The sequence below is a fragment of the Akkermansiaceae bacterium genome, assembly GCA_024233115.1.
Taxonomy (GTDB): Bacteria; Verrucomicrobiota; Verrucomicrobiia; order Verrucomicrobiales; family Akkermansiaceae; genus Oceaniferula.
In genome coordinates this window covers 380963-399368 of the sequence record JACKQB010000004.1, presented here as the reverse complement: position 1 = coordinate 399368, position 18406 = coordinate 380963, and the positions used below count along the sequence as shown (strand labels likewise).

General features: G+C 55.1%; 13 protein-coding genes. 9 read left to right on the top strand and 4 right to left on the bottom strand.

Features of this window, described 5'->3' with window-relative positions:
• Positions 1-5 precede the first annotated feature (5 nt).
• The 6 genes from H7A51_12695 (at position 6) to H7A51_12670 (ending at position 6972) form a co-directional block, all read left to right on the top strand.
• On the top strand, positions 6-2993 hold the full coding sequence (locus H7A51_12695; GenBank protein MCP5537070.1) for a hypothetical protein: 2988 nt from the start codon (positions 6-8) through the stop codon (positions 2991-2993).
• An 80-nt stretch (positions 2994-3073) separates the two neighbouring features.
• Positions 3074-3826, top strand: a complete 753-nt coding sequence (locus tag H7A51_12690) for a PEP-CTERM sorting domain-containing protein (GenBank protein MCP5537069.1) — start codon at positions 3074-3076, stop codon at positions 3824-3826.
• 199 nt (positions 3827-4025) lie between these two features.
• Positions 4026-4559: a DUF1287 domain-containing protein gene (locus H7A51_12685; GenBank protein MCP5537068.1), complete on the top strand. Its 534-nt coding sequence runs from the start codon at positions 4026-4028 to the stop codon at positions 4557-4559.
• Positions 4556-5392, top strand: coding sequence for a glycoside hydrolase family 16 protein (locus tag H7A51_12680; protein MCP5537067.1), 837 nt, complete (start codon positions 4556-4558; stop codon positions 5390-5392). Before H7A51_12685 ends, H7A51_12680 begins: the two co-directional genes overlap by 4 nt.
• Positions 5393-5509: 117 nt before the next feature.
• On the top strand, positions 5510-6013 hold the full coding sequence (locus H7A51_12675; GenBank protein ID MCP5537066.1) for a hypothetical protein: 504 nt from the start codon (positions 5510-5512) through the stop codon (positions 6011-6013).
• Between the two features lie 212 nt (positions 6014-6225).
• Entirely contained in the window at positions 6226-6972 is a 747-nt protein-coding gene (locus H7A51_12670; GenBank protein MCP5537065.1) for a PEP-CTERM sorting domain-containing protein, read from the top strand.
• A 205-nt stretch (positions 6973-7177) separates the two neighbouring features.
• Here the strand turns inward: H7A51_12670 and H7A51_12665 are convergent, their stop codons facing one another.
• A complete protein-coding gene (locus H7A51_12665) occupies positions 7178-7846 on the bottom strand; it encodes a response regulator transcription factor (protein MCP5537064.1) in 669 nt (222 codons plus the stop codon).
• Between the two features lies 1 nt (position 7847).
• Positions 7848-9935 carry a hypothetical protein gene (locus tag H7A51_12660; GenBank protein ID MCP5537063.1) on the bottom strand — a complete coding sequence of 696 codons (2088 nt, stop codon included), beginning with the start codon at positions 9933-9935 and terminating at the stop codon, positions 7848-7850.
• Positions 9936-10201: 266 nt separating this feature from the next.
• Here H7A51_12660 and H7A51_12655 point away from each other — a divergent pair, with 266 nt between their 5' ends.
• The 3 genes from H7A51_12655 (at position 10202) to H7A51_12645 (ending at position 13949) form a co-directional block, all read left to right on the top strand.
• The gene (locus H7A51_12655; GenBank protein MCP5537062.1) at positions 10202-11191 is read left to right on the top strand and encodes a YihY/virulence factor BrkB family protein; all 990 of its coding nucleotides are present in this window, start codon (positions 10202-10204) and stop codon (positions 11189-11191) included.
• Between the two features lie 68 nt (positions 11192-11259).
• On the top strand, positions 11260-11919 hold the full coding sequence (locus tag H7A51_12650) for a sigma-70 family RNA polymerase sigma factor (GenBank protein MCP5537061.1): 660 nt from the start codon (positions 11260-11262) through the stop codon (positions 11917-11919).
• On the top strand, positions 11919-13949 hold the full coding sequence (locus H7A51_12645) for a protein kinase (GenBank protein ID MCP5537060.1): 2031 nt from the start codon (positions 11919-11921) through the stop codon (positions 13947-13949). Before H7A51_12650 ends, H7A51_12645 begins: the two co-directional genes overlap by 1 nt.
• Before the next feature lie 19 nt (positions 13950-13968).
• Here H7A51_12645 and H7A51_12640 read toward each other — a convergent pair whose 3' ends face one another.
• On the bottom strand, positions 13969-14712 hold the full coding sequence (locus H7A51_12640; GenBank protein MCP5537059.1) for a hypothetical protein: 744 nt from the start codon (positions 14710-14712) through the stop codon (positions 13969-13971).
• Positions 14713-14769: 57 nt separating this feature from the next.
• Complete coding sequence (locus H7A51_12635; protein MCP5537058.1) at positions 14770-18357, bottom strand: hypothetical protein; 3588 nt, start codon at positions 18355-18357, stop codon at positions 14770-14772.
• Positions 18358-18406: the final 49 nt, after the last annotated feature.

Sequence of the window (18406 nt, the reverse complement as noted above, 5' to 3'; positions counted from 1 at the left end):
GCCCAATGAAAACCATACTTTCCATCCTGCTGTCGACCGCCGTCATTGTATCGGCTGCCAACCTCAAGATCAGCCCGAACTCAACCGTGCGGGCGGGGAGTGAGGTGGAGGCGAACTACACGACCACGCACCTGTTTGTTGATGAAGTTGCCGGGGACTCAATTCCCATAACCATCTTCTTTGATCCTGGAACGACGGGTGTGGAAAGTGCCGAGGTTTTTACCAATCTGAATCGACGCGACCGTGCGGACGATGATGCAAATTCCGATGGTATAGACGACGGTATCCTGCCCCCGGATGGCAATGCCATCGCAGCTGGGGATGACTCCCACTACTTCAAAGCCCACAGCATGGGCCTTGTCGCGGGCGGCTATCAGATCACCCTCTACGCGTCGAAGACCGGCGCTTACCGCTTGAGTGCCCGCTATCGTCTTCATGGAGATGCGGCCGGGACTTACCGTTGGTACTCGGACACCGACGGCGGGGGTAAGCGTGACCACTGTTTAGTGATTTCACCTAAAAATGCCCGTGAGATCAATCTCTACGAGGTCAACGTTTTCAATATTGAAGCCAGTGGCGACACCTTTGCGACCCGATCAACATTCGAGGATCTTCACAACGCAGCGGGTGCTGCGCATAACGGCAGCAACCGCTGGGATTTGGACTATGTCAAAAACCTTGGTTGTAACTGGCTTTGGTTCCAACCGATTCACCCTAACGGGGTTGCAGGCCGGGAAACCGATCCAGGTACGGGTAGCCCCTATGATCCGGGAAGTCCGTATGCGGTGAAGAATTTCTTTGAAGTCAATGAGTTGATGACAATCAACTACAACGGCGCGAATACAACAGCGCAGAACCGCGCGGCGGCAATGATCGCATTCCAGGATTTTGTTGCCGCAGCAGACAACAAAGGGGTGGGTGTTATGTTGGATGCACCATTCAATCATACCGCCTTCGATGTGGAGCTGGCCTCCAAGGGGGTGGAGCTGTTTAGCCCGGGATGTGCCGCTACGGATGAAATTCGGAACAAGGAGGCCAGGTTCTTTTCGTTGGACGGGAACTATGGCAGCAGAGCGTCCTCAGCAGCCAATATTGCCGCCGGTCCCGACCGCTTTGATTTTGGAAAATGGAATGACGTCAAGGACGTGTTTTTCGGTCGTTATGATGCATTGGTTGAATACGACTCGGAGCCTGAGCGATCGAGCTACAAAAATGAGGGTGACTGGTTTGATAGCACCATCGCCACAGGAAGTTTTGATGCCGTTACCCGCGGGGTTTGGAAATATTTTGCCGAGTACTCACTTCACTGGCTGGAAAAGACGGGCGTGCCAGCCGGCTCCGACCTTGCCACACAGACCGTGTCGGGGGTGGACGGATTACGTGCTGATTTTGGCCAGGGGTTGCCACCCCAGTGCTGGGAGTACATCATCAACCGGACCCGCACACGGAAGTGGAATTTTGTGTTTATGGCAGAGTCGCTGGATGGTGGTGAGGTAACCTATCGATCGGCAAGGCATTTTGACATCCTCAACGAGAATATTGTTTTTCCGCTGAAAAGTGCTTCCAACAAGTATTCCTACCGCGATATTTTTGAAGACCGCCGCAATGCGTATGGTCAGGGCCTGGTGCTGATGAATACCTCATCCCACGACGAGGAAAGCTACAGTGATCCCTGGCAGGCCGTGGTGCGCACTGCGGTGACTGCCACGAATGATGGCCTGGCGATGATCTTCCCTGGACAGGAGTTGGGCATTAGCCAGACCTTTGGGTATAGCCATTACGAAACGAATTTTGGAAAACAGATCGCCCATTTCAAACGTTGGAACTCGATGATGCCGATCTGGAATGATGCTGATTTTGGTAATGATCAACTCTATCCCGTACTTGCCGGGATGCTGAAAGCGCGGAATGCAAGCCCCGCGCTACGCTCAAGCAACCGGTGGTTCCTCGATGGCGATGGTGGCAACGACCAGATACATGCGGTTGCAAAATACGAAACACCCAATGCCTCACCAGCGACCAGTGACGTGGTCATTGCTTTCGCCAACCTTGATCGCGATAATGACAAGTCGGATCATTTTAAAATCCCGGCAGGCCTCGCTACATTGTTAGGTTTGCAAGACAGCCGCACCTACAACGCCAGGAACATCGCCGCCTACAACCGCCCCCCGACGATCACAGGGCGTGATGACGTATTACTCTGGGGTAGCGGCATCACGGGAGCCAATCTCAAGTTGACGGGTTTCACGGTGTTTATGAAAAAGGTGCCGACCACCACCGGCGGGTGGGATACGGCTCCCTACGAAGCCCAGTATCTCAAACTCTACGATGTCACCGCACCAACGGCGACGCCCGGACAGCCGGAGATGCCGAATGTTTACGCGTATGCGCTGGGAACCGACGTCACATTCGACTGGGCGGATGTCGCGGCTGACTCCGGCGGCGTGGTGCCAAGCTATGCCGTCACGGTGACCGTCAACGGCAGTGTGACCGGCACATTTTTGACCACGGAGAGCAGCTACACGGTCAGTGGCTCGATAGGTGACCAGGTCTCCGTTTCCGTCAAAGCGGTCAACCCGCACGACACATCCAATGCGGGCCCGGCCAGCACGCAGAGTAACACCGTCAAGGCGCTGCTCGCCACGGCCGACGAGGACGGCGACGGTCGGAACAATGCCGATGAAGAGGCAGCCGGAACCAACCCGCTCGATCCGGCCTCGGTTTTCGTGACGACTTCGATCGTGGCCAACGGTGCCGACTACGAGATCACCTTCAGCACCGTGGCGGACCGCTACTACCACTTGGAATCCAGCACGGATTTGGGGGCTGCGGACGCCTGGACCGTCGTCGATGGCAATTCCCTCGCCACAGGCACCAGCATGACCCTGACCCACACGGGTGGCAGTGCCGGACCCCGCCGGTTTTACCGGGTCCGGGTGACGGAAACCCCCTTGCCATCATTTATTTTGGGAAAAAATACATTCTCTCCGTAACTTGGACGGGGTTTTTAGTGTAGGCCGATAGGAGCCAAAAGCATCTGGCTTATAGACTAACTGCAAATACAACTACCAAGATGAAAAATACAATGATAGCGTCAGCTGTAGCGCTGGCCTCCGTAAGCGCGCTACAGGCGTCACTTGTCGTCGTCGGTTCTCTACAAACCGAACAAGGCAACCCCGCAGACTGGGATCCAATGAATAGCACCCTGGTGATGACGGAAGCGAGCGGTGTTTACACCTATACAGCAACCGGGCTATCAGATGGTGTCCTTTATGAATTCAAAGTACTCGATAATGAAGGTACTTTGCCGACGGTCTGGGGTGATCCGGAGATTGTTCCCGTCAATACAGCACTGTGGGGTGATGCAACGGGCTCCTCGCTGATCACAGTGAATACCAATCTTACCAACAACAATGGAAATGCCGTGGTCTGGATTACTTCCAACAACGCCCCGCTTCAGGCGGTTGGCAACTTCATGGTTGCGGCGGGTGGTGCTGCTGACTGGGTTCCACAAGACCCGACATTCAATATGACACCACAAGGTGCAGGTTACTTTACTTTGGACACGACCATCAGCACTCCGGGAACTTATGAGTTCAAGGCAAACGATGGAACCGGTGCCACGGGGTGGGAACACCAGGTAGGTCCGGACGGAATAAGCAACAATGCCGGTACGATCAGTTTTACAACAACGAGTAACAATCAACCCGTAACCTTGTTTGTGGACCTTACCAATCAGTCGATCGGTGCGATCGTGCCCGAGCCCTCATCCGCGGCGTTGCTCGGACTTGGTGGCCTGGCCCTGATCCTACGCCGCCGTCAATAGACACATTTCAACCCCCGAAAGATCACCTCGTCCCGCTTCGTGCGGGGCGGGGTTTTCTTTGATCACTGAATAGCCTGTAATAGGCTGTAAGTAGGGCAGGGAAAACGACGTATTGATCGCTGTGACTTCGCGTGCCTTGATTCAACATGGATTGCTGGTAATAGCCCTCTGCTGCAGCAGTTGTGGGCAGGAGGGGAAATTGGAAACCGCCAGGCCGTCGGGTGTAAGTGACATTGTCAATGCCGCCCGCACCCAGATTGGACAAACAACGGAGTATGACCCCGCCTATGTGGCACTGGATTATCCGAATGGTGACATCGATATCCGCAAGGGGGTCTGCACCGATGTGGTGATCCGGGCTCTGCGCAAATCCAGGAAAATGGACCTTCAGCAGCTTGTCCACGACGATATGCGTGCGAATTTCTCCAGGTATCCCAGGGTCTGGGGACTCAAGCGCACGGACAAAAACATCGACCACCGTCGCGTGCCCAATTTGCAAACCTATTTCCAGCGCAGGGGATGGTCGCTTGCCATCAGCAAAAACAAAACCGACTACCAACCGGGTGATCTGGTCACCTGCACCGTGGCTGGGAAGCTGCCCCACATCATGATTGTCAGCGATGTGAACGACAGCTCCGGCACACCGATGGTGATCCACAATATTGGTGGTGGGGCACGGGAGGAAGCGCGGCTGTTTGAGTTTCCCATCACCGGACATTATCGAATCAAATGAAGATCCGCCTAGGCATCATCAGCGCGCTGGCCGGCGTCGCGGTTGCCACCGCGCAACCCAGGGCATGGAAACTCGTCTGGGCCGATGAGTTTGATGTCGACGGCAAACCCAATCCCAAAAACTGGGTTTATGAAAACGGCTTTGTGCGCAATCTCGAGCTGCAATGGTATCAGCAGGACAATGCGTTTTGTAAAAACGGCCTGTTAGTCATCGAGGGCCGCAGGGAACGCAAGGCAAACCCGGACTATAAAAAGGGATCGGCCAGGTGGCAGCAAAACCGCCCCCACGCCGAATACACATCCGCTTGTGTCAAAACAAAAGGGCTCCACGCGTGGCAGTATGGCCGGTTTGAAGTACGGGCAAAAATCATCACCCGGCAGGGGCTGTGGCCGGCGATCTGGTTTCTGGGGATGGACGGGCCGTGGCCCGCGAATGGGGAAATCGACCTGATGGAGTTTTATGGCGGGAAAATTCTGGCGAACGCCTGTTGGGAGGGTCGTTGGAAATTCAAACCTACCTGGGACACGAGCCATACACCCGTCGCCAAACTCGGTAAAAACTGGGACAAGGATTTTCACATCTGGCGCATGGACTGGGATGCAAAAAGCATCAAACTCTACGTCGATGACCGGCTGTTGAATACCATTGAGTTGGATAAAACCAAAAACGGTACCGGTCGCGGTCCGAAAAACCCGTTTCACCAGCCACATTACATCCTCCTGAACCTGGCCATCGGTGGCAAGGCCGGAGGTGATCCATCGAAGACGGCGTTTCCGTCGCGCTATGTGATCGACTATGTCAGGGTCTACCAGAAGGCCCCCACAAAAGAGTAGAGCGAAGCTCCAAAGTAGGACATGTTTGCAACATGTCGGCAACCGTGGAATATTTGTTAGCTATGGGCTGGTTCACACATCCTGCCGACATGTTGCAAACATGCCCTACCTTCACGCATGCGAAGTCCCCCTGCCGGGCCTGCCTCATTGGCTAGCTTGAAACAGGGGAACCTGACCGTGGAGGAGGGACTGAAACACTGGCCGAAGCTGGTCAAGCTGGCGGAGGAAAAAAACCTGCGTCTCGGAAGTCCGGCGGTTTCCAGTGATCAACCCGGACTCGACTGGCTGGCCGGCTTCATGAAGGGGGCGAAACGGCAGCGGCTCAAGGTCGATTTTCTCGCCATTCACTGGTATGGCGGCACCAGCATCAACGAGTTCGAGAAATACCTCGACCGGATGTACAGCGCCTACCGCCTGCCGTTATGGTTGACAGAATTCAACGGCTGGAGCGGCACGCACAAGGAAATGGAAAAGTTCGCCCTGGCCGCCTTCAAGCTCCTCGAAAAGCACCGCCGCGTCGAACGCTATGCCTATTTCTCCAAGAAAAAAGGCACACCCGGCTCGATCTGGAACCAGGACGGTTCACTGTCCACAATCGGCCTCGCACTGCAGGCGTTGTAGCGACAATCCTGAGCGCCACAGCAGGCTCAAAATGGCTGTTGTGGGTTAGCAGGGGGGATACGGTTTGTGGGGAAACTTTACCTTTGCAAAGCACCTTGAGAACTAGCCGATTGGCTAGGTAGTCAGACCCGGAGTTTCTGATACTGTGTCCATAGTGGATGATGGCTGGTCGCCAAACGCATTCCAAAAGCAAACACGAACAACATAGACATATGAAGAAAAATATCCTCCCCATAAGCTGCCTTGCCGCAGCGACCCTCGGGTTTACCGCCGTCTCAGCATCCGCTGGGGTGATTCTCCAATACGACAGCCTGCTTCCCGGCAGTGGAGGCAGCGACACCCAGCTCTCACGTGTGGGTACGACTGATGGTTCCTTCGTAACTTCATCCGATGCAAACACCTCTATTGGCAGCAATACATCGCTCTTCTCAATCAATACGCAGACTCATATGCAGGGGGCGTTTGGAGATCAAGGAGACATGCAGTTTAACTTTGGCACGGGTCCGCTTAGCGCTGCTTTGACACCTGCCTATGCCAAGGATAATGGTAACTGGATCGGAGCAAGTTTTACCGCTGCCCAGGATTTAAACCTCAACCAGTTCTCTTTCCAAATGTGGAATAACTCGGTAAACGGCGACTTCTATGCAGCGCGTGATGCAGGGTTGTTTATCAGCAAAGACGGGGGGACGACCTTCACCCAGTATGGAACACTTTTTGACACATCAACTAGTAACGGTGACAAAGGAACGGTTACATTCAACGATACCTACAATGTGTTAAGCGGGCAAACCGTTGAAATGCGAGTCGCCTTTACCGACAGGACTGTGAATGCACAAAGTTCGGGTGGGGCTACACGTATCGGCGACATTCAAATATCAGGGATACAAGTGCCCGAGCCATCCGCAACGGCCCTTCTCGGCCTTGCCGGTCTTGGATTCCTGGTCAGGAGGAAGCGCTAGAATAGCGAGTCCGGACTAGCTCATACACAAGCAGGCCGTTCCCCGGGGGACGGCCTTACTTGTGTCCATTCGGGTGCTCTCCGGAATGCATCCACTCCAATGCACCTTGGATACGCGTGCAACAGAATGTGGCGGCGGTTTGAAACCGCCACGCGCTGTGGCATGATTGACGGGGCGGTTACAAACCGCCGTCACGGCTGGCTGGCTAGATGATACCTTTCCTGATCCCCTTGGCGACCGCGCCCGCCTGCGACTGGACGTTGAGCTTTTTATAGGTATTCGCCACATGGAACTTCACCGTGTGCGGTGACAGATTCATGACCTCTGAAATTTCCTTGATGATTTTTCCATCGGCGAGCAGTTCCAGGACTTGGAGTTCCCTTTCAGTGAGGTCGTGTTCATTCGGTGGCGAGTTGTCCCTGGGAAAGGCATTGAGGACCATCGACGCGACATGGGGGTCGAGCGAGGCACCGCCCTGCATGACGTCCTCGATACTATGGATGATATCCTCCACATTGGTGTTTTTCAGTAAATAACCCGCTGCCCCGGCACAGATGGCCTTGAACACGTCCTTTTGTCGGTCAGAGCCGGTGAGTACGATACAACGGATGTCGGGGTGGGTTCCCTGGATCAGTTTGAGCCCGTCAATTCCACTCATGCCCGGGAGTGACAGATCAATGAGCATGAGCTGGGGTTTGTCACGTGTGTTGTGCAGACACTCAATGGCCTGCTCAAAGGATGAAAAATCATGCTGGCAGCAGATGTGATCCACGGTGTTGAGTGTTTCTGATAGATTGGACCTGAAGGCTGCGTTGTCTTCGATGATCCATAAGTTGATGATGTTTGTCTCACCAGGTGTTGCGGGGTTTGTCATATTATTGGGTGTCTAACGGAATGGTCAATTGGATCTCGGTTCCCTGTCCGGGCGAGCTGTCGATGCTAAGGTCGGCACCGAGAAGTTTAGCGCGCAACGCCATGTTTTTCAGGCCCCGGCCAGACTCGCTGGTGGATATGTTTTCACATGTGCTGTCGAATCCGCAGCCATCGTCCCTCATGGTAAGCACCAGTGATGCCTCGTCGATCTGCGCACGGATCAGCATGTTCTTCGCTTTGGCATATTTGGCGCAATTATAGAACGACTCCTTGATCAGGAGCATGATGTTGCGCCTGGTGATCGCTGAAACTTGAGTGTCGTTGAGCTGGTCGGGAAACTCATGGATCACCCTGCACTCACTCAGGATGCTGCGCCCGGCTCTTTTGATCTGGGCAAAGAGGTCTGATAAGCTGCTGGCCTGCGAGTCGGTATGCCAGATGATTTCCTTGATGGAGAGGTAGCTTTCCTTGGACAGGTGGCTGATCTCAAAAAGCTTTTCCTGGGACAGTGGGTCGTCAGTCAGGCTCCGGAGGCGATTGGAGATCATCGAGATGGTGCCCAGGTTGCCGCTGATATCATCGTGCAGGTCCGCGGCAATCTGTTGCTGGACATGGCGTATTGCTGCGTATTTCTCATTCCGTAGATGGAACAACCAGAAGATGAGTGCGGAAAGAGCCAGGGTTCCCAGGGAAATACCAATGGTCCAGCGACGCTGGGAATTGACGGCCTGGGCAACCATGCGTTCTCCCATGATCGCGCGGTGGGCTTTTTCCACGATGGCTTTTTTCGATAGGTGTTCAATATAGGTGCGCTCGGGGATAATCTGTTTACCATTGGCATAGCCATCGACCAGAAGTGTCGGGCTGACAGGACTTCCTTTGAGCTTGTGATGGATGCTGACTTTTTTATCCAATGCCAGATTGCTCTGGTTGGCGTCGAGTTCGAAAACGTTGTCGCCGATGAGGCGGAGTTCCCCCAGCGCGAGAACGGAGTGCCCGTTGCGCACAGGGAGCCTGGTGAATGTAATCCTCACGTAGCGGGCATCATGGGAGGCGAGGGCGTGCAGACGGATGTGGGGCGTGTCGGTCGCGTCGATCCATTCCGATCGAATCACCCGTGGTGGCTGCAAGCTCTCGAACAGCTCGATATGGTAGCGGTGTGGCAAGGCCAAAGTGGGAATGGCAGTCGTCGGATCCTTGGCGGCATAAAGCTCCATACGCCCCAGGCTGTATGTTTTACCCAGATCGATCGTCAGTTTAACCTCGGGCGAGGGCTGGGTTGAATGCTCAAAGTACTGGATGAAATCAGCCACCGGCTCCCCTTGTTTCGCGTTGAGGAACGTCCCCAGATGGGTTTTGCCATCGATCAGGTAGTTCAGGTGCCAATAAGGGGTAAGGTTTCTTTGCCCGGATGCCGTGGGTAGGTGTGCTGCCGTGGGGGCCACGTTATTGCCGTTACGGAAAACCATGATTTCATCAAGCGCAAAGAACTGGGAGCCATGTTTCAGGGCCCCCTTGGTCACGGTGAGTCTGACCGCATGTGCCGCGATGTTAGGGACGCTGAATATCACAGGATACAGCCCGGGGTCAGGAAAGTCTTTCTGGGTCCAGTCGACGACGTTGATAGGCTTGTCTGGCTCGAGATAGCTGTATAAATCAATTCTAAACCTCTTGGGAAAGCCGAAATGGCCATCGATGGCATGTTCCGGGTAATAAGCGGGAATCAGGGCGATGCCTTCAATCCGGATGTCATTCGCCGTGTTGAGTTCGAGTTGGACCCATTCCTCCATGGATGCATCGTCCGGGGTGGATGGATGTTGCCGACTGAGGTAGCCGAATTGTTGTTTGGGTGGATACGTCCGGCTTTCCACCGAGGGAAATCGCCTGAGTTGATTGCGCAGCCAGGTTTCCTGTCTGGTGAGCGCGCTCGATCCCCCGGCAGGATGAAGTGATTGTTCCGTGTACTGACTATCCAAGTGGGCTTCATCCTCCGGGAAATGGGGGTGCGACTTTCTCTCAAGAGCAAGCTCTTGAGAAAACACCTGGCCACAGCAGCAGACCAGGATCATGGCAATCAATTGAAAATTCATGGAGCAATAGGCATCCCCCGGAATGCTCTACCGACGATCATGTTCTTATTTTCAGCGTGGTGCAATAGCCAAGGACAGACTTCTTCAGGGTAATCCCCTCTTCAATCCATGCCGCAGAACAAGGTATCCATTCACGTTGATGAGTCAGACCAGGACCAGCACACAACTCCCGGGATGAAAATACTCACGATAAGATGCCTCTGGATGGTGGTGGCGATGAAATCTGGTATTGGAACGTGTTTTGTGTATGCTTTGCATCATCTTAAATGAAGCCACTCGAGTCATTGGGAACAGGGAAGCTGTGGATTGTCCGCCTATCACGGTCGGCCTCGAAGTGGTGGCGGCATAAACATGCCGACGAGGCGGCGGCGCTCGCGTTTTATTCCTTGATCTCGCTGGTGCCCATCCTGTTGGTGGGTATCTCCATAGCCTCGGTCTTTGTGGATGAGGAGACAGCGACGCGGATTCTGTTGACCGAGGCGGACCGGGTCGCGGGGCCGACGGTGGGCGGCTACTTCGCACAGATTCTGAAAAACGAGATCCACTGGGTGGGTTCAGCCGTGTCACCGATCATTGGAGGCCTGCTGCTGTTTTTTGCCGCCACCAAAGTCATCGCCGAACTGCGGAAATCCCTGGGCAAGGTCTTTGGCGTGCCCCGCAAAAAAGGCAGGAAGGCGGCCATTGCCGGATTGGTGGGCCGGTTGGCAGCGATGCTGATGCTGCTTTTGTTAGGTGTCTTCATCGCCAGTGCGGTGATCTTTGAAACCATGATGGGGGTGATCGTAAGCTCGTTGAACGATTCCCCGTTGCTGCTGAGAATGGCGACTGCGGTGTCACCTATGTTGTCGTTTGGTGCCATGGTCTTCCTGGCGGCCGTGGCGATGCGGTGGCTTCCGGCCAGACCACCCAAGTTTTCCGAGGCTCTGATCGGCGGCGGGGTCAGTGCCCTGTTATTGGTCGGTTTGAAAATAGGGCTGGCCCAGTTCTTGAAACACACGGATGTGGGCAGTTTTTACGGGAGTGCCCTGACACTGGTGCTGGTGCTTTTCTGGATCTATTTTGCCATGCAGGCATTTCTTTACGGCTCCGAGCTTGCCGCCGAACTCGCCCTGGAGCGACGGATGCGGGATCCTGGTGACAGCATCAATGACGCAGAGGAAAACGCGGTTGAACAGCCTGTCGCGAAGCCTGGAAGCGAGCTGAAGGAGATCCCGATCGATGAAATATCTATTGCCGAAGATAAGAACCCGCTCTAGCTTCGCACAATGCTGGGAAGGTTTTGTGCTACAGCACCCAATCATCAGCCAACCCATACTAGCGCGTGATGGCCCCTGACTCCCCAACAAATCCAGCCAACCCGTCGGCGGATGCCATGCGTACGCGTGTCAGTCTGTTGCAGCGGGCCAGCGACGGCAGCGACCAGCTTGCCTGGGAAGAGCTGCTGGGTTACTACGAGCCATTTATATCCAAGGTATTGCAGGCCATGGGATTCCGGGGTGCTGACCTGGATGACGCCAGACAGCAGGTGTCGTTGTTGCTTTGGAAAGGCTTGCAGTCCTATGACCGGGACCCCGAGCGCGCCAAGTTCAGGACCTGGTTCGCCCGGCTGATCAAAAATGCCGCGCTCAACATCATCAGGTCAAACCAAAGCACACCCTCGGGGCCGAGCCTGGATGATGACCGCGACGGGAATCGTCTGGTGCTGGGTGATGATCCGGCGCTTGATCTGCGCGTGGAGCAGGAGTGGCAGGAATACGTGGTGGGCCTGGCCATGGATCGTGCCAGCCAGGTATTCTCCGGCAAGGCGGTAGAGGTTTTTAAAATGTCACTGGACGGCCAATCGTGTGAGGAGATTGCCGGGCTCTTGAATATCAAAACAAGCTCGGTGTATATCCTCAAGTCACGGGTGAAGGCCGTGGTGCTGAAGGAAATCCAACAATTAAAACACGACCTCGAAAACTTCGGTGAGGCCACCTCTAACTAATGCCTGGGAAATCCATCTACAGCCAGCTCTACGAGGAAGCCGGGCAGCAACCGCTTGATTTGTCAGGCAGTCCGACCGAGACCCTTTGTCCACTCTATTGCGCTCTCGGCAGAATCGAGGACAGGTATGAGCTGGAGGAGGAAATTGGTGTCGGCGGCATGAAGCAAGTCCTCCGGGTGTACGACCGGCAAACGGAACGTCACGTTGCCATGGCGAGGCCCAAGGCCGATGTGACGCCAGAGCGCTACGACGCCTTCCTGCGTGAGGGGCATATCACCTCGCGTTTGGAGCACCCTAACATCATCAAGCTCTTTGACATGGGTATTGATGAGTCGAAGCGTCCGTTTTTCACCATGGAATACAAACGCGGGCTTTCCCTGCGCAAGATTCTTTCGTTCCTGCAAGCCGATAAACATCTGGAGGAGTATTCCACTCAGAAGAGGCTGTCCATTTTTCTCAGAGTTTGCGAAGCCATCGCCTATGCACATTCCCGTCATGTGTTGCATCTGGATTTGAAACCGGAAAACATCCAGGTTGGCACCTTTGGCGAGGTGCAGGTATGCGACTGGGGTCTGGGTGAAATCGAGCGCAAGGAGAGTGAACAACATAGCTCCGAAGCACTGCTGGACCCGGATTTATATGGTGACCAGTTAGAGCCTCCAATCAAGGGGACACCGGGATACATGGCGCCCGAACAAGATAATTCCAGGGCCTCGAAAACCATGCAAACGGATATCTACGCCCTGGGTTGTTTGCTTTATGAACTCGACACCTTGCATCCACCGGAGTCGCGTTTCAAGAAACCGTCCCACTCAAAAGCCATTACCGCGATCATTACCAAAGCCTGCGCCGAAAACCCGGATGACCGCTATAGGCAGGTGGAGAATATGTGGGAAGATGTCAACCGTCACCTCATGGGTTTCAGTGTGGGCGCGGAACGCACGGGTTTTGGCCGCGAGATACTGCTGTTCTACCGCCGTCATAAGCTGCCCAGCCTGATCACCGTTTTTTTTACCGTGTTTTTGTTAGGGGTGGCACTGTTCTTCACCCAGAAGTTACAAACCAGCCATGGAGCGACAAAGCAGGCCTTGGAGCGAACGGAGGACGCCTTGACCTCGGCCAAGCAGGAACGGGACCGTGCCGAGCTGTCACTCGATCGTTATCTGAAGGAAAAGGAATACGCGGAAGCCTTGTTAAACAAGCACAGCGCGGACACAATCGACAGCACGGTCTTATTGGTGGATGATATCATTTTAAATGAATCACTGGCTTTGGTCGCTGTCCAGAAAGCCATGGAGGGCCTGGACAAGAAGCTGGCGAGCAATCCGCCCGCAGGCGACCGGACATGGGGTCTGAAGGCCTATTTGCTGTTTATCACCCAGCGTTTTGAAGAGGCCGGGAAATTGTACAGCAGGCGGGTTGGTGGTCAGAGGGATTTGCTGGCAATGACCCCTGAGTTTGCTCCGCTGGTCAGGGAGGACGGCTTGCTGCCGCCGAAGGACTTTATTCGTTTGATGGAAAGACTAACAAACATCGCGGGCAACAACCGGGCAATGTTAGTCGAGAAAATGGTGATCTATGACAGCTTGATAAGGCAATCGGACTCGGAAAAAGCCACCATTGTGAGAGAGGTGCTGAAGCTGGGCAACCCACATTGGAAGAACCAGGTATTTATCTTTGACGGCCGGCGAATGCATTTGGAGATTGGTGGTCAGGGCTTGATGACACTCTATCGTCCCAATGCCCCGCCGAACAAGGCCGACAAGCTACCGCTGTCGATATTACGAGTGCTCCGTTTGCGATCCCTGGACCTGCACGCCAGCCAGCTGCGGGACCTCGACCAGCTCAGGGGCTTACAACTGACCGAGCTCGACCTCAGCAACATGCCGGCCAAGGATTTGGCACCCCTGGCCACGATGAAATCATTGCGGGTGTTGAAAATAAGACGTGGCCAGTATGGGCAGGTGCAGTTGGAATCACTGCCTGGGCAGGTGACCGTTCAGGTGCTTGCACAGGGGGAAAAGGAATGAAGCCGGTTGTTGTGGCTGACTACGGCTTGTCTTGATAGAGCACCATGCCTAGCGGCGTGGCTCCCATCTGGGTGCGGGTTTTACTTGGGAAGCAGACCAGGATCATACGGCGGCCCGGGACAAGGCGCAGTCTCTTGCTGGCCATGACTTTACTTTCGCCCTTGTAGCCCATGACAATCTTGGCGGAGGTATAGGTGTCACGTCCGGCGTTTTGATAGCTGTATTTGTAAGTCTCGAACGGTTTTACCACAGCCTTGGTATCGTTGACCTGCAAGCCGAGGCTGACCGGACTTTCGTTGAATAAATAGACATGGTTCGCTGGGTAGTTGGCGGTATTGATGTTAAACGTTTTTGCCTTGAGCGTGGTCTTGTCTTTGGGTCGGCTGATGATGACGATGTATTTTCCTCCGGAGCCTTTGAGGGCTTGTTCCACGACAGGGGTGTAGACCACTTTATCTTCTTCGGAAACGGTTTTGGTATAGAGCGTAAAGGTGCTGGTTCCGCGCACGGGGAAGGGTAGGGAGATACCCTCGCCGGTGAGCGCCACCTTGTGGTAGGTGTTGTCCATCTTGAAGTAGAAAATCTCGTTTTTCCCGGGGAGAAAGGTGCTGATGCAGCGGCAGAGCAGGTCACCATCCTTCGCAGGTGGAAGGCCAGGGAGGGTGGCGGGATCGTCAGGCGCGGCTTGCCCCTGGCTCTGTGAGGATAGCAGCGGCAATGACAGGCACGCGATGAGTAGCGCGAGAACAGGATGTTTGGACATGGGATGGGCTGTGTTGGTGATAGGGGAATGATTTTGGCGGAGCGACAACAAGGATGGCTAGTTGATGATGGCGTCGTCATCAGCGTAGGGCATGACGTCTTTTTTGCTGAGCCAGCGGAAACTGATGACATGGAATCGCCGACCGAACCCGGCTTCATCGGGGGCGTTTGGCTGGACCAGCTGACTGTTGCTGCCGTCCCAGGCGACGGGTTTGGCGAAACGCTGGACGACGGCTTCGCACCAGGCCCTGGCCCTGATTTTACCCGTGGCCGGATCGACGGAATCGCCGTAGGCGCGGATGACAAAGGTATCACCACGGACGGTAATGCTGGGGCCGATTTTGGTCAGCACATCTGCCTGGGAGAGGAAATTGGGGGCGTAGTGATGGATCAGTCCACCACGCCCCTGGATCTTTGATTGAGGCATACCGAACATGGATTCCTGTGCCTGGTCGGACACGTGGAACCCCATCGTGCCATTGTCCCAGTCCTGATCCGGCTTGATGGTCATCTTGGTTCTCATATTGGCTTCCGTGTAATAGTAATGGTGGTTTATTTTCTGGTCTTCGATGGTTGCCTTGTTGATGGCGGCTTGAAGGGTTCCAAGCACCTCTTGATAAACACGCTCATCGCCGGTGACATCCGCGTCCGGGTTTGGCCTGCGGTTGACAAAATCAGCCAGGGAAAGAAACGGGCCGCGTCGTTTGACCTCTTCCACAATCCGTGCGGCGAGGGTATTGATTTCATCCGTATTCAATGTCCGGGTCGCCGCCCAGCTGTTAGGGACGGTGAAGCGGGTGTTGTTCCTGTCGGTGGCGACATCGTCCGGCTCTTCTAACAAGGGGGCGAGAAAACGCCCCATGGCTGCTGCGGTCGCGGTATTACTGTCTGTCGAACTATGGAGGGTCTTGACACGCTGTCCCAGTGCGCCCGAGAGGAAGGCCTGCCACGCCGTCAGGGAGGTGGAGTTGACGTTGAAGCCACCGTGAATCAGAATACTGGATGCGGCCAGGTCAAAGCCATTGGCATGGGTGAGCCGGGACGCATCCAGGTTGTGTTCACCATTGAGGCTGGTCAGGTAATACCTGCTGTTAGGAAGCCGCATACCCTTCTCTAACGCGACACCTGACTGGGGAATAGTGCTCAGGTGGTAGCGGTCCCAGGTGGAGGCATTCAGAAGATAGGAAATATCGTAAAGATCGGCTTCGCTGCCCGACTGGACCTTGCTGCGATCAAAACGGGGAGGTGCCTGGGCGTTGCCAAAGGCGTAAGTCGGCTGCCAGGAGTAGACGGACAGGTTGGCGTGTTGGAAACTACCCAGGGATAATGGTCCGAATGGATGGGTGGGGTAGTCGAAGAGGGGGAAAACCGTGCCTTGTACCTGTGATTGATGCCAGCCCCCGAGTCGGTCCGTGGAGAGGTTTCCATAAAGGTTGTCGGTGGATTCCCAGGTGGTTAGGAAATCGACGGTGTCGCGGAAGGAAAAGGAGTTCAGCCATGTGGAGGCCTCTAGCGAACCGGCGGCCCACGCCTCGGAGGACGAGAAACTTTCCTGTGAGCGGATGTTCCAATAGCCGAGCACGGCGTGTGGTTGGCCGGCTTTTGGCGGCAGGTTCATGTTGTCACCACCCTCGAAAATATCAAAATTGTTCGCGAGCATGGATGAACCGAAATTGATCAGGGCGCTTTTGTAATCATAGGTGGCGGAGGCAAAGATCTCACCATCCTGGTAGCGGTTGAGCGGGTAGGTGGGTCGCTGCCAGTTGCCGTAGCGCGTATTGCGCTGTGGTTTTTTCATCGCGTGCAGCAAAGTCGGTTTGTTGTTTTGAAAGGCATACAGGTTCAGGTGCATATCCAGATCCTCTTCTGAGCTGGCACCGGACCCATTTGTCCTCGACAGGAAGTTCGACTCCGTTCTGATCCGCGAGGCCAGGTTGGCATTCGAGGTGAGGGTGCCGGTTAATGGGCTGACGACGTAAAAGAATTCATCCAGGTTGCCTTCGTTGACTAACAGATTGAGATCCTGGTCGTTGGAATAGTTCCTGAGGATGTCGGTATCGGCATCACTGTTGAGGTTGTAGGGTACGCCGGAAATGGGTCCGGTGGACGGAGGTTTTGCGTGAAACAGCAGCGATTCCCCCGGCTGGAATGCCTGGCCCTTGATGACAAAGGTGAAAAAGCGTTTGTTGTTCTGATAGGGGAACGTCTCGTTGTCGGCGGGTTTGTGGACCGGCAGTGGTGACTGGTTGTTGAATACCTCCCATGAGTGTATCTCGGGCTGGCCGCTGTCGAAGGTGGCGGTATCCGTGTTCCTTGTGCCGTTTATTTGTATTTGCCATCTGAATTGATAGCCGACCTGGACAATGTAGTCCTGTGCCGCGAGTGGTACGTTATGCGGGTTCCATAACTGGATCTGGGGCATGAAGATGTATACAGGTTTGAATGTGTCGGTGCCCAGGATCTGGTAGCTGTTCTGCATGGCGACCGCCCCCTGGGTGATGATCGGGTAGAGGCCGTGTTGGGGATTGGAGCTTGTGTTGCTGGGCGCCACTACCTGTTGCGGGCTTGTGGGGTCTTTCACCATCGTCGCCCACTGTTTAAGCAGATCGAAGCTTGGTGTGCGTTCTGCGGGAATTTGGAAACGGGGGTCGATCATGGATAAGTTGTCGTGACCGGTGTAGGCACCCATGAAATAGGCGGTGAGATCCTGTTTGAGCCGGCCGTTGATGACATCGACGGGAAGGGAATACGAGTAGGGGGTGAACTTGTCCCGGTTCAATTTACCCCAGTTTTTCCATGAGGAATCGGAGGCGTCCGTGCCGAGTAGCTCCAGTTCGTTGTGGGTGATGAGTTTATGTAATTTTCCGGGCGCGTCTTTATAGCTTGGCAGCAGGTTGGAAAAATCGGTGCCTTGGGTAACTCGGTAGTTGCTGCTATCCTGTGCCGCTGCATCGACCTGTGAGCCGTCCAGCACATCACCGCCATCCGTCGATGCCAGCGTATCCACCCTGGCCTTCATGCTTTCGTCCCCGATCCACCAGGCGTAGCGGCCCGAATTGCTCTCGACCTTGACCAGTCCAGCCTGCGCCTTGCCGAGGAGCTCGGCAGACAGCCCGTCGATGCCTGCGTTGTCCGGGATGACGATGGAGGGGTCGGTGATAAACTGCCCCAGGGTAACGGCATCGCCGGCGAGGGCGACGGTGGGGTCCGCCTGGGTGCCGACCATGCTGTGGGATACCAGCCACTCCATGTTTTCCAGGCTCCAGTCGCGCAATGTTTTCGGGGCAAGCAAATTGTCATCCGGGCTGTCAGGATTGAGCGTGGGGTAGGCACCGAGCCAGTGCGGGTGGCGGATGCCGTCGATCTTCAGCGTAGCGGGGTCGGTATCGAGAATGGAGGCCTGGGCCGTGGCCCTGGCGTCCGGGCCAAGGGAGGTCTGAAGTAGGCCGAGGGCGATCTGCAGCGCCATCCGGGCGTTTGCCTGGGCTTCTGCCTGGGCGTTGGAATGATGTTGTGCACGCATCTCAAGCGTACTCAGGCTCAGCATGGCCAGGGCAACCATGACCAGCAGGACCATGACGGAAATGGTCGCAATCAGGGCGAATCCCCGGTTGTTGGCGGCTTTTAAATGGGTCTGTGTGTGCATTGTCGTGTTGGTGATGAAGCAGTTGGCGGCTGGAAATGGGTATGCATGA